10 protein-coding genes are annotated in these 12,763 nt (G+C 43.8%); 8 read left to right on the top strand and 2 right to left on the bottom strand.

Annotation, left to right across the window (positions count from 1 at the left end; translation table 11 throughout):
• Positions 1 to 6 precede the first annotated feature (6 nt).
• Positions 7 to 1,431 carry a MocR-like pyridoxine biosynthesis transcription factor PdxR gene (pdxR, locus tag TW81_RS03215; protein WP_045954295.1) on the bottom strand — a complete coding sequence of 475 codons (1,425 nt, stop codon included), beginning with the start codon at positions 1,429 to 1,431 and terminating at the stop codon, positions 7 to 9.
• Positions 1,432 to 1,526: 95 nt separating this feature from the next.
• On the opposite strand from pdxR, the gene TW81_RS03210 reads away from it, so the two are divergent.
• From TW81_RS03210 to TW81_RS03200, 3 genes are all read left to right on the top strand, one after another.
• The gene (locus TW81_RS03210) at positions 1,527 to 2,186 is read left to right on the top strand and encodes a pyridoxamine 5'-phosphate oxidase family protein (protein ID WP_045954294.1); all 660 of its coding nucleotides are present in this window, start codon (positions 1,527 to 1,529) and stop codon (positions 2,184 to 2,186) included.
• Between the two features lie 281 nt (positions 2,187 to 2,467).
• Positions 2,468 to 3,814, top strand: a complete 1,347-nt coding sequence (locus TW81_RS03205; protein ID WP_045954293.1) for a magnesium transporter — start codon at positions 2,468 to 2,470, stop codon at positions 3,812 to 3,814.
• A 1,176-nt stretch (positions 3,815 to 4,990) separates the two neighbouring features.
• Positions 4,991 to 5,443, top strand: coding sequence for a dCMP deaminase family protein (locus TW81_RS03200; protein WP_045954292.1), 453 nt, complete (start codon positions 4,991 to 4,993; stop codon positions 5,441 to 5,443).
• 4 nt (positions 5,444 to 5,447) lie between these two features.
• On the opposite strand, the gene TW81_RS03195 is transcribed toward TW81_RS03200, so the two are convergent.
• Entirely contained in the window at positions 5,448 to 8,090 is a 2,643-nt protein-coding gene (locus TW81_RS03195; protein WP_045954291.1) for a hybrid sensor histidine kinase/response regulator, read from the bottom strand.
• Between the two features lie 171 nt (positions 8,091 to 8,261).
• On the opposite strand from TW81_RS03195, the gene TW81_RS03190 reads away from it, so the two are divergent.
• The 5 genes from TW81_RS03190 to TW81_RS03170 all read left to right on the top strand — a co-directional run bounded on the left by TW81_RS03190 (position 8,262) and on the right by TW81_RS03170 (position 12,648).
• Positions 8,262 to 8,684: a hypothetical protein gene (locus TW81_RS03190; protein WP_045954290.1), complete on the top strand. Its 423-nt coding sequence runs from the start codon at positions 8,262 to 8,264 to the stop codon at positions 8,682 to 8,684.
• A gap of 364 nt (positions 8,685 to 9,048) precedes the next feature.
• A complete protein-coding gene (locus TW81_RS19495) occupies positions 9,049 to 9,735 on the top strand; it encodes a hypothetical protein (RefSeq protein ID WP_239424270.1) in 687 nt (228 codons plus the stop codon).
• Positions 9,736 to 10,066: 331 nt separating this feature from the next.
• Entirely contained in the window at positions 10,067 to 11,503 is a 1,437-nt protein-coding gene (locus tag TW81_RS03180) for a glyceraldehyde-3-phosphate dehydrogenase (protein WP_045954288.1), read from the top strand.
• 226 nt (positions 11,504 to 11,729) lie between these two features.
• Entirely contained in the window at positions 11,730 to 11,936 is a 207-nt protein-coding gene (locus TW81_RS03175) for a hypothetical protein (RefSeq protein ID WP_045954287.1), read from the top strand.
• 226 nt (positions 11,937 to 12,162) lie between these two features.
• Entirely contained in the window at positions 12,163 to 12,648 is a 486-nt protein-coding gene (locus TW81_RS03170; RefSeq protein WP_045954286.1) for an acyl-CoA thioesterase, read from the top strand.
• Positions 12,649 to 12,763 lie beyond the last annotated feature (115 nt).

Here is a 12,763-nt window from a genome sequence, read left to right as displayed (position 1 = left end):
ATCACATCACGATTTAAAGATTTCAGCAAGCGTTCGAATCTTAGGTTCTATGTCATCAAGCGTGACATTGCCAAAGCCCAAAACGGCTCCTGACCAATTGCGCACAGGGCGTGGTTGATGCTGTTCGTAATAACTAAAAGGGCGTATCACGATATTGTTTTCGCGCGCGCGTTCCGTCCAATCTTGCTCAGAAATAAAGCCGTACCAGCGCAAAGTCACGTGAAGACCAGCCGCCTGACTGATGATCTCAACTGAATCGGCAAAATAACGTTCAATCATAGTGACCATAAGTTGGTGCTTTTGCTTGTAGAGGCGGCGCATTTTTCGGATATGGCGAATCAAGTCCCCTTCGTGGATAAAATCTGCCAACGCGGCTTGAGTGTGAGTGGGCGAATCACCACTTAACGCATCTTTTATTGTCAAGGCTTCCGCCACCATAGACTGAGGCAACACCAGATAACCAAGACGTAAGCCGTTGAACATCACTTTACTCAAAGAACCAACATAGATGACATGCTGCTCATGCCCCATTTTGGCGGCTAAGCCTTGCAAGCTTGGATAAGGGCGATGAGCAAACTGGAATTCACTGTCATAATCATCTTCAATAATCCAACCGCCACGGTCGCGCGCCCACTCAATTAAACGTAGCCGCTGATTAATATCTAGCGTGGTTCCGAGCGGGTATTGGTTGCTCGGTGTTACGTATATTGTTTTTGCGTCACTTCGTTCAACAGCATCAAAATCTAATCCGCGTTTCGGCGCAACAGGCGCTGGTTCGAGCGAACAGTTGAACAAGGTGATCACTTTCGCCATCTGCGCATAACCTGGCTGTTCCATTAGTAAACGGCGATCCTGTTTAACCGTCAGCAGCGTGGCAATGGCTACTGCTTGTTGAGCGCCGGAGGTGATCACTATGCACTCTGGGTTACACACCACAGAACGGCTTGTGGCTAAGTAGTGGCACAGAGCTTGACGAAGCTGCATGTCACCTTGGATATTATTTGCAGCGAGTAAACTTGTTCTCCCCATATGTCGCATCAGTAAACGTTGCCATTTTTGATGCGGAAACTGAGCAAGATCAGGAACGCCCGGTGAGAATGCCCAATTAATTGTTTGTGGTTGCTCACTGAAATCTTGCTTGTCGCCAGTATCCGCAGTGGAAACAAATTGATCAGGCAATTCCAGCGCGACAAAATGACCGGATCCGGCTTTGCTTTCCAAGTAACCTTCTGCATGCAATTGCTCGTAGGCGTGTACCACCGTGTTACGACTAAGGCTCAGTTCTTCAGCCAGCTTGCGCGTCGAAGGGAGTTTTGCGCCTTTACTCCACAACTGAGCAACAATTTTGTCTCGGATCGCATTAAACAACGCATCTTGCTTAGTCCGTCCTGTTCCACCAAATTGCAAGTCTCCGATATCAATCAACGCCATAAGTGGCTCCATACATTTGATTAAAGTGGACCTAAATTAAGGACCAATTTAAAGCTACATTGAAGCTATATCAACTAATTACAGGAAATAGCCATATGTTATCGATGACAAAAAGAACAGAATTGAAAAAAGCGGCCCATAAAGCAGTTCGTGACCAACAAGCACTCTACCAGATTATTGATGAGTCGTTGATCGCTCATATTGCCATTTCAGATAGAGAGCAGCCTTTTGTTATCCCCATGCTGGCATGGCGTGTTGAGGATAAAGTCTACATTCATGGTGCCCACAATAGCCGGCTGTTACGTAACTTGAAACGGGGGACAAACACCTGCCTCACGTTTACCTTATTCGATGGTTGGGTGTTGGCGAGAAGTGCCTTTCATCACAGCGCCCACTACCGCAGTGCGGTGGTCTTGGGCGCGTTTACTGAAGTCAGTAACAACACGGAAAAAGATCGCTTACTCAACCATTTTATTGAACAGATTGCTCCAGGAAGAACCCATGACGTTCGCCTGAACAGCGAACGTGAGCTTAGTAGCACTATGTTACTTGAAATTGCGTTGACGGAAGCCTCAGTAAAAGTGAGTCAAGGAGAGGTCAACGACGATCTCGGTGATATGGAGTTGAAGGCATTTGCTGGGTTCCTGCCCTATCGCACCATAGTGGGTCCATTGAAAGCGATGGCGGATTCTCAGCACGATCAAGAACCCGACTACAGCCAAGCATACGGCTCTCGTTGGCATAACCAAAGTTAATCAATCCTAACAAGCAAGGCCTTAACGCCCATTTAAACAGTCACCTTACGCACACTAAATGGGCGCTTTTATTGCTCCACTCAATGACGACTGCGCTATCTAAACCAATCTTATCAGCCAGTTTCACTGCAACTGCCAATGAGAAGATCCCCCACCGAGCACCTCAAAATGCTCTGAACGCTTTATATATGAGCAATGTACGGCAACAAGGTATTGTTTTTCCGCTCCTTTAAGGTAATTTGATAGGCAGCAAAAACGAAACCAGATTAACGAGGTACTCAGTGAGCGAGTTTCAAGACCTCTCAACTTTGATCGCACAGATTGCACACGCGGAAGATTCCGAGCAAGTTTCCCAGCTCAATGAACTGATTGAAGCCGGGTTAGAGTCAGGATCGGTCGCGCTTATCCTTGAAGCATTTCCACTCGAAGGTAGGGTCAGGCTATGGCGCGGACTGCCGTTAGAGCTCCATATTGAGGTCCTCACCGAAGCGCGTGCAGAAGTACGTCACTCAATTATTAAAGAGCTTTCGGAAACCGAGCTTAAACTCACCTTAGCCAAACTCGACAACCTGTCACTCATAGAATGGGCTGATTCCCTACCCGAAGAGATCATCAACGAAGCGCTGCATCTTATCGAGAAGGACGAACTCGAACTCTATGATCAAGCCAACGAGTATCAAGATGATGAACTCGGTCGCTGGGCGGAAAGGAAAGTCGTTACTCTGCCTTTCAATATTTCGGTGGAAAAAGCCAAGGTATTGATGGAGAGATACAGTTACGACGCGCCGCAACAGATTTACTTGATAAATAAACGTAAGCAGTTTCGAGGTCTAGTGAACTATATTGATCTGCTGCGCGCAGAGCCAAGTGAACGGCTGAGAAGCATTGCAGTTGAGAATGTCCTGACCCTCAACGCGAAGTTAACACTAGCAGAAAGTGTTGAAGCACTTGAACACTCTTCGTTGTCCACTATGCCTGTCACCGACGATGAACAGCTACTGATTGGTGAGGTTGACTGGCACTTTGCGTTGTCGACACAACGTGAAATTTACGAAAGTCGCCTGATGGCAGGTACCGGTATGGATGAGGGCGATGATCTGTTCGCTCCTGTGGTCAAAAGCTCACAAAAAAGGGGCGTTTGGCTTGGTATCAACTTAATGACCGCGATCTTAGCATCAGTGACGATCGGCTTGTTTGAAGAGGTGATAGCTCAAGTCGTCGCGTTAGCGGTATTGATGCCAATTGTCGCATCTATGGGCGGTATCGCAGGTAGCCAAACTCTCACGCTGATGATACGCGCCATGGCATTAAATCAGATCACATCCGGAAACCGCTGGGCTCTGCTTAAAAATGAAGTTGGCATTGGCTCAATTAATGGCCTGCTATGGGCATTGATCATCGGCGGGCTCGCCGGACTTTGGTTTCAATCGAGCATAATAGGTGCGACCATAGCACTGGCGATTGTTGTCAATATCATCACAGCAGCCATGTTTGGGGTATTGATTCCAATCGCACTCGACAAACTGAAACTCGATCCTGCCTTAGCAGGTTCGGTGATTCTAACCACAGTGACCGATGTAGTTGGGTTCTTTGCGTTCCTCGGTACTGCTAGTTTAGTAATGCTGTAACTATGACTTAGTCATGATTGTATCATTAGCAAATTCAGGCATTTTTGCACATTGCAATTTCAATATGCAAATATTTGCTAAAGATAAGGCTTAATTTCACTAATTTCATTGCAATATGACGCTATAAAAATTGGCACATATAGTGCAGGTATATTAGCGACCCTTAATTAAGCCGAGGGTCACCTAGCCAACTGACGTTGTTAGTGAACCCAAATTTTTGTTCACACTTATCATGGCCAATCTCACCTATTGAGGTTGGCCTTTTGTTTTTTGATTCACAATATTTTGTTTTGCAGCAAACGACATGGCGAATTAATACCAATACGAAACTAGAAATGTTGGTTTTCTTCAGGCCAAAAATACAAGAAAACCCCACTAAGCTTTCGCCTAGTGGGGCTCATTCTTACTCGCAGCAATCCGGCTACTAAAGGTGCTCCCTGCATCTATTCCTTGATAGTACGCTGAATCCTTCAGCACTTTCCGTATCATCGCCTTCCTAGCGGTGTCCTTGACAATCCAGTCCGTTAGCTATCCTAGCTAACTCTCATCACTTATCCTTAAGCGGTGTCCCTGACTCTATCGTCCTGATAGAAATTGCCTTAGTCCGTTAAGCGTCCATTGTCTTTCCTTGCGTAACCATCCTAGTTACTAGCGTCCAGCCAATGTCCTTCGCTTTCCATGCCAATTATTCATCCTGAATAATTGAATCTTCGTCCTGAAGATGACCTATCCTTGGGTCTTTCCTGTTCCGTGTCTGCTCCTTGCTGACAACTAAAGATTATGGCGAAGCGCTTTATTTCACAACGCGATTTTCTTCGACACGGCAAGATTTTCGTCGGTCAGTAAACACACATAGCCATACAATTCATGTAGTTAGGTTAATTTAATCCAAATTTCTCAACTACGCCCTCACATAATGCTCACAGCTTTGTAAGAGATCTCGCACAAAAGCTAAAGGCGATCTCTATTTCTCACGCGATATTGTCATCACGAAAAAAGTGACATATATCTCAGTGGCCCTGCCAACACGAATCGCTCACTGATCAAACCAGCGTTTTTGCTGGACTACTTGATGCTAAATTAGGATATTATGAACAGATTAAATCACCTTATGTGCAGCCAGCACGATATACCTAGCTTGGTCTATCCACTCACTATCTCCTGAAGGAAGGTTAAATGATTTCAAAATGGGCACAACGCTTTTACCAAATGGCTGAACTTGTTGGCTCTTGGAGCAAAGATCCCTCAACTCAAGTTGGTGCGGTTATTACAAAACAGAACCGTATTGTATCCGTTGGTTTTAATGGCTATCCACATGGCATCTCAGATAGTGCAATGACTGACGATCGAGAAATGAAGTATTTAAAAACGCTTCATGCTGAAGAAAACGCGATCCTATTTGCAAAAAGGGATTTGGATGGATGCGAAATCTGGGTCACGCACTTTCCGTGCCCAAACTGTGCAGCCAAAATCATTCAAACGGGTATCTCCGCCGTTCACTGTCCTGAGCAAACGGCTGATTTTCTTTCTCGCTGGGGAGATAAGATCAAAGTGAGCCAAGAGATGTTCCTCCAAGCAGGGGTAAAGGTTAACTGGTTACCACTCGACGATCTCAATCAAATTGACTGACCTTCTAAGCTGTAACTTTTAAACGTTCGAAGGTGTCAAATAGCTGTTGAGATTTATAGGGTTTAGGCAAATAGGCATCCATTCCAGCATCAAAACAGCTTTGGATCTCTTCTGGCAGCACGCTTGCTGTCAGAGCGATAATAGGCACCTTTTGTTTATTTTTTTCGATTTCCCATTGGCGGATCTGTTTGGTTGCAGTCAGACCATCCATAATCGGCATCATACAGTCCATTAAAATCGCGCAAAATTGCTCCTCGGTTTTCACTGCATCTAGCGCTTCTTGTCCATTGCTAGCAATAATGTAATCAATCCCAATTTTATTAAGAAAGAAAGAGGCAATTTTTTGATTCATCAAATTGTCTTCAACGATCAGCACCTTTTTGATCCCAGCTAACTGAGAGCTTTGCTCGGGTTGAGCGAGTGGATAGTCTGGGTGCAGGTCTTTAATCAACATACTTTCTACAATCGCTGCAAATCGATGCCCAAGTATCGGCAAAGTGACCGAAGCTCCGAGCAGGATATCCAATTCAGACTTAATAAATAGATGATGGTGTAAACCGATAATTTCTGTCGCGGGATAACGTTGTCTTAGCAGAGTAACATCTTGTCTTGCACTTCGATTGCGCTCGGTACAGTACATAATCAAAGCACCACCACCTTCGGTTGACGGAATATCGTCAACCGCATTGTAGACGCTGACTTCTAATCCCAATCGAGCGCTTTCCGCTTCAATCAAACTTTGATAGATCGAGTCATTCGCTACTAATACACAATGCGCTGATAACGATTTTGCTTCAGGTTGAACATTGCTGATAGCGAGTGGAAAGGTCAGCGAAAACCGACTCCCAACTCCTATTGTCGAGCTTACCTCAATTTGCCCGCTCATCAGTTCAACCAACTCACTACAAATCGCCAATCCTAACCCTGTGCCACCAAATCGACGCGTGATACTGCCATCTTCTTGAGTAAAAGGCTTGAAAATTTCGTCCAGACGATCACCTGCTATACCGATGCCGTTGTCAATCACGTGGCATTTAAATGTCGCTTCTAAAATCTCCAACTCTATGGTGACAACCCCATTTCGAGTAAATTTAATGGCATTACTTAGCAGATTCATCAGCACCTGTTTAAAACGGAAATCATCGATATCAATTACTGTGGGCATACTAGAGGGAAACGTCACATGAACTTCGACCTGCTGCTTAAGTGCACTGGAGAACACCATGTTAATGGTTTCATATACCATGTCTCTTAGGTCAACACTGTGCGGAGAAAGCACCAAACTGCCCGATTCAATTTTTGACAGATCAAGAATGTCATTAATGAGCAACAACAACGCATGAGAAGAGCTATCGACGTCAACCAAAATTTCTCGCTGCCCAGCGGATAGATGGCTTTCAGAGAGGATTTCTGTCATACCAATAATACCGTTTAACGGTGTACGAATTTCGTGGGACATATTGGCTAAAAAAATACTCTTTGCCTTGTTGGCAGCCTCTGCACGCTCTTTTGCATCAACCAGCTTATGTTCATACTCAACTTGCTGCTCGATAATATGATTTAGTTGACGAGCAAAAGAAGAAAATTCGTCGTTACCATCTATTGGTATTTGTTCAACGCCATTTCTCTCTTTTAAATGCCCCATGACACTAATAATTTTCGACAACTTAGAGTTAATTCTATAAACGGTGCTTGTTCCCCAGGCAAACATGACTGCAAAAATGGCACAGCCCGAGATAATGATCAGCCACAGCCCTTGTTTAGCGGTTCGAATGTTAAGAGCCAACTCCGATTGGACAGAGTCTGAAAACGCGGCGAGTTGTTTTTCGACCGCCTTATTGCGGTTATGAATAATATCAACAAAGGTGGTCGCTGAAGTTAGCTTTGTTTCCGTAGAATGGTTAAGTAGCGCCTCTTTAACAACTGCACCGCGTTGAAACTCGCTACTGGAAAAAAGATCCAGTAATACCTGAACTTGCTGCGAATTCGCGCCAATACTGACGAACTTATCAAGATATAACTGTTGTCGCTCTCGGATACGAAAGTATTCTTCTGCGTAGTCTGAATACTGCAGATCTAACCATTTAATCTCTTGCATCAGCCAAGCTTCTTTTTCCATCCAAAAGTACAACCAACTTAGATCAGACAAAATCAAATCAAGGTTTTGAATGCTCATTGACGTTTCTGTACTTTCCAAACTGCGCAACTCGACAAGTAAGTCATGGTAAATGGTGTAAATCAGTTGCCCAATCTCTAAAGTCGCAGTCGTGTCTGATGTCAACAATTCGGGGAGTATAAACTGCAGCTCCTCAATAAAGCTGACGGCTTGATTCGGCGTTTGTATACCGTGATGGATATGAGTGGTTTTATGTGCAACATCGGCAACCAGAGTAAGGGTTAACTGAGCGCGATCAATCGCAGTTCTTGCACTTTGACCATTCAAACGTCGATTTAGAGCGACATAAATCTGATGAGAAAACTCCGCCAGCAGGGTAATAGTTTCATTTTTTTCACTCACAAGTTGATAACTATGGAGCTTATTTTGAAAGTCTTTAACGACATTCGCGCTAAACGCTAGTATGACAAAAGTGGGTATCAGACATAGGATAAATAGTCTACTTTTAATAGACATATTAGTCAGTAACATCCGGATTCATTCCTTGAATCAATTAATACACTAGAGTTGTAAGTCTAGTTGAATATTCAACTATGGGCTTAAAGAATTAACTTAACGCATTAATGTGACTAGGATTTGCTGAGCGAATCTTTATAAAAATGCGGTTAGAACATTTTCAACGTCAGTATATGAAGGATAATTTTGATCAGGCTAGTAATCACTACACTGCTGCTCTGGATAGCATGTCAAGTTCATGCTGATGAATTTGCCATCATCACATTGAATCCTGACCTTAAGACAATGGATGTCAATCAGGTCAAGTTACTCTATCGTGGTCGAGTTTCACATATAGACGGAATACCCGTTCGCTTGCTTGATCTACCCAGAAACTCAGTCAACCGTCAGCACTTCTACCAAAAACTACTCAATAAATCTCCCGCTCAGATGTCATCCATTTGGGCGAGGATATCTTTTTCAGGAAAAGCGATCGCCCCAGTAGAAATAGAAGATGAATCACCCGAACGTATTTTTCATTGGCTAGAGAACAACAAAAACGGAATAGCATATGTATCTGAAAAGCAGATCCCTAAGGATGTCTATGTCATTTACCAGTTACAAAATTAAGCATACCTGTCAAATATTAATCTATCTTGTGGTTTTGAGTTACCCATTAATAGGTCATACGCAGATAGTACTGTCCGATAACTTTCACATAAGTGGATTTGGTACTCTATCCGCTGCAAGGAGTGACAACTCACTCCCCATTTTGCCAGAACGTAACATTACGGAAGAGTGGTGTTTCAGTTGCGACACAACGTTTGGGCTTCAAGCAGATTGGAGGCTCTCACCGTTCCTTCGATCATCTATACAAGTAGTGAAACGCCCGGAAGATCACTTTTCTTCTCCTGAGTTAGAGCGGGCTTTCGTTGAATATAGCACCGATGCCTTTCGTGCAAAGGTTGGTAGATTGAGAACCCCAGTGTTCATAATGTCTGAGTATTATTATGTTTCAAGCGCCTATCCATGGCTTCGTCTACCCACAGAAGTTTATGACAATGCGCTTGGTCTAACCTATTTTGAAGGCATTTCGGCCGACTTTCTACATGAGTTTAAAAATGGACACCAGGTGGTTTTTTCGCCTTACGTTGCGACGCCCAGAAAGAAAGGTTTTACCCAGTATGCTACGCCGTTTGAAGTTGAACTTTCACGAGCATTAGGCTTAAGTGTGGAAATAGTGTATGAAGACAACTTACTGCATCTTGCTTATATTAATCTAGATGCTACATGGAGAGGACCTAGTTCAACGCAAGAGTTTGACAACCTGAACCTCTTTTCTCTCGGTATTAGCCAATATTACCACTCACTTCATATTCAGGCTGAAACCATGCTATCGGACAACATAAGTTCTGATTGGTATCTTAGTGTAGAGTATCAATTAGGACGTATCACACCATACACTCGTTATGGACAAACTAGGCTAACCAAGGACACAGAAAGCTATTTAATTGGATTTCGCTATGACTGGACACCAAGCATAAATACCTCGGTTGAGTGGCAACGTTTCTTAGGTAGAGAAAATGTGATCAGTGGACAGTTCACGCAACTGCAAGATCCATCGAAACCATTTAGTACTAAAGTTGATCTGTTTTCTATTGGTTTGTCGTTTACGTTTTAAGTAGATAAGTTAATAGAGATCAACATATAAATTCACATGCGAAGCTGCTATTACATCATTAATGTGCTTCAAGTATTTTTTGTCACGAAATAAGCGTGCTAGTTTGAAAATGTCAATAACCAATAACAGCGATAAAAACCAGTTATTTTATCCAGAAATCTCCCGTATAGCAGCCTAAAGACCCTTAATTAATTTTACTAGCAGAATAAGATAGTAGCACTTACAATCCTGCCGCATAAAAATTACAAAATTAATACCATTTCTCTATTCACTGCCCCTACAGGTGAAATAGAGTCAGTCCCCCAAAAAACGTGAAAGGTCCTTACAAACAATGAGTCCAGAGAAACACCTCTTAGATTGGCAAACTAGCCAAACGATTGCGGAAACTATCTCTCCCCTTCTAGGCCAATTATACCGTCACAAAGGCGTTGAAGTTCTACTGTTTGGTAAAACGCTCGTCAACGCTGCAACCATAGATATTATTAAGACTCACCGTTTGGCTCGCCGTTACACTGGTACTGCCCTGACTCCAGAGCAAACGCTTCCACTTATCAAAGCATTGTCGGAAATGGAATTGTCACCATGCCGTGTCGATATCGGTCAACTAGCCCACCAATTTTGGCAAGGTCGAGATGATGCCCACGGCGTGAAAGACTTTCTTCATACAGCCCTGCTTGGCGCTATGAATGGTCAAACAATGACAGAACCTCGCGATGTTGTCCTGTACGGTTTTGGTCGAATTGGCCGTCTTCTTACTCGTTTGTTGGTTGAAAAATCAGGGCCTGGTTACCCATTGCGACTGCGCGCGGTTGTGGTACGTGGCGGTAAGAAAGGCGATCTTGAAAAGCGTGCAAGCCTTCTTCGCCGTGACTCGGTTCATGGTCAGTTCAATGGCAGTATCATCGTAGACGAAGAGCGCAAAGCGATCATCGCCAACGGTAACTACATTCAGTTCATCTACGCGAACAAGCCAGAAGAAGTTGATTACACTCGCTTTGGAATTAACAACGCGTTAGTTGTCGACAACACGGGTGTTTGGCGTGATGCCGAAGGTCTTGGACAGCACTTAGCGTGTAATGGCGCAGAGAAAGTCTTGCTCACCGCCCCAGGAAAAGGCGAAATCAAGAACATCGTATTCGGCGTCAACGACAAAGTTATTCAAGCAGAAGACACGATTGTCTCTGCCGCAAGTTGCACGACCAATGCCATTACTCCGGTGTTGAAAGCGGTACATGATAAGTTCGGCGTTATCTCGGGTCACATTGAAACTGTTCATTCATTTACCAACGACCAAAACTTAATTGATAACTTCCATTCTGGAGAGCGTCGTGGCCGCAGTGCTTCTCTAAACATGGTGTTAACTGAAACAGGCGCGGCAAAAGCGGTAGCAAAAGCCCTACCAGAGCTTGCAGGCAAGCTCACTGGCAACGCAATTCGCGTTCCAACTCCAAATGTATCTATGGCGATTGCGAACCTAAACCTTGAAAAAGGCACGGACAAAGAGCAGTTAAACGCCTATTTACGTGAAATGGCGTTGACCTCTGAGCTATCTGCCCAAATTGACTACACGGAATCAACTGAAATTGTCTCTACAGATCTCGTCGGTTCGCGATTCGCCGGTGTGGTTGATGGCGCAGCAACCATAGCTCAAGATAACCGCTGTGTTCTGTACATTTGGTATGACAACGAATTTGGCTATAGCTGCCAAGTGGTTCATTGTATGGAACAAATGATGGGTGTTCGCTACAAGACTTTCCCAACTAAGTAACGTCGCTATTGGTTGCTCTGGGCAAGGCATTTATTTGCCCTGCCTAGATTAATCTGCAGGATATCGCGCTGATTAAAACTCAGCGCAAAGCTCCACAACATAAAACCTATAATAATCCCCGTAGTTGCCACTTTCTGATTAGGAAGTGGCTTTTTTGTTTGGTCTCTATTCATGTTTGATTCATTTATCATTAGTTATTCTAGTGGGAAATTAAGAGGTATAGATTATGAATAGAGTACTTTCTGGTATTTTGGCGTTGGTTATTGGTGTATTCGCCCTTCTATTTAGCTTGGTCATGATTGTTCCGCTAACGATTGCAGCGCTGATAACAGGTAAAAAGATTGAGAGATCGCTGAAGATGCATCAATCAGTGTTTACCCAACAAAAAGATCGCTCAGTACTAGAGGGTGAGTATGAAGAGGTATCAAAGTAAAAGGAAAAATTTGAAAATATGATACACGCACAACCCACACATTACTGAGCAAAAAACGATCACTACGGATACGGTGATACGCCCTCACTAGTAGCCTCATCAGCCCAAACTAAAGTGTCGACACTAAATTTCTCAGCGACTTGGCCATCAATCGCGATTAGTTGTTGCAGCCATTTAACCGTTTTGTTACTAAGTAAACATTACGATAATAAATAAGGACTGAACAATGAGTCATGGTCAACGCGATCTTACGTTACGTTTTCTAGCTGAGCCCGGGGATGTCAATTTTGGTGGCAAGGTTCACGGCGGCGCTGTAATGAAATGGATCGACTTAGCTGCCTACGCCAATGCTGCGGCCTGGAGTGGTAAATATTGTATCACTGCTTACGCAGGCGGAATTCGTTTTGTTGCCCCTATTCATGTTGGCAACCTCGTCGAAGTCAGTGCAAAAGTTATTTATACAGGTCGAAGCTCAATGCATATTGCCATTGATGTACAGGCCAGCGATCCTAAAGAGATGAAAAACCGCTTAACGACACATTGCATTGTTATTATGGTTGCAGTGGATGAAACGGGTAAACCAACCTCTGTTCCTGAATGGGTTCCCATAACCGATGAAGATATTGCCTTACGTAACTCAGCAATTCGCTTGATGAATATGCGCAAGGAAATCGGCGAAGAAATGGAAGCACATGTGAAATACTTAAAATAGTGAGTTTTATTCCACAACGGAGGCTTTTAGCCTCCGTTTTCTTTCCTGTCACCACTGCGCCACACTTCTGTCATTTTTCTTTCATCTTTGTTTGCTTAAATCCGCTAACGAAAAT

This window comes from Vibrio galatheae (genome assembly GCF_000967545.1).
Lineage (GTDB): Bacteria > Pseudomonadota > Gammaproteobacteria > Enterobacterales > Vibrionaceae > Vibrio > Vibrio galatheae.
This window is presented reverse-complemented; position numbering and strand designations above follow the sequence as displayed.

Excerpts from the sequence above, each read along its gene's own strand:
- pdxR (WP_045954295.1), bottom strand. The coding sequence starts at position 1,431 with ATGGCGTTGATTGATATCGGAGACTTGCAATTTGGTGGAACAGGACGG.
- TW81_RS03195 (WP_045954291.1), bottom strand. The coding sequence starts at position 8,090 with ATGTTACTGACTAATATGTCTATTAAAAGTAGACTATTTATCCTATGT.
- TW81_RS03200 (WP_045954292.1), top strand. The coding sequence starts at position 4,991 with ATGATTTCAAAATGGGCACAACGCTTTTACCAAATGGCTGAACTTGTT.
- TW81_RS19495 (WP_239424270.1), top strand. The coding sequence starts at position 9,049 with ATGTCTGAGTATTATTATGTTTCAAGCGCCTATCCATGGCTTCGTCTA.
- TW81_RS03175 (WP_045954287.1), top strand. The coding sequence starts at position 11,730 with ATGAATAGAGTACTTTCTGGTATTTTGGCGTTGGTTATTGGTGTATTC.
- TW81_RS03170 (WP_045954286.1), top strand. The coding sequence starts at position 12,163 with ATGAGTCATGGTCAACGCGATCTTACGTTACGTTTTCTAGCTGAGCCC.
- TW81_RS03180 (WP_045954288.1), top strand. The coding sequence starts at position 10,067 with ATGAGTCCAGAGAAACACCTCTTAGATTGGCAAACTAGCCAAACGATT.
- TW81_RS03210 (WP_045954294.1), top strand. The coding sequence starts at position 1,527 with ATGTTATCGATGACAAAAAGAACAGAATTGAAAAAAGCGGCCCATAAA.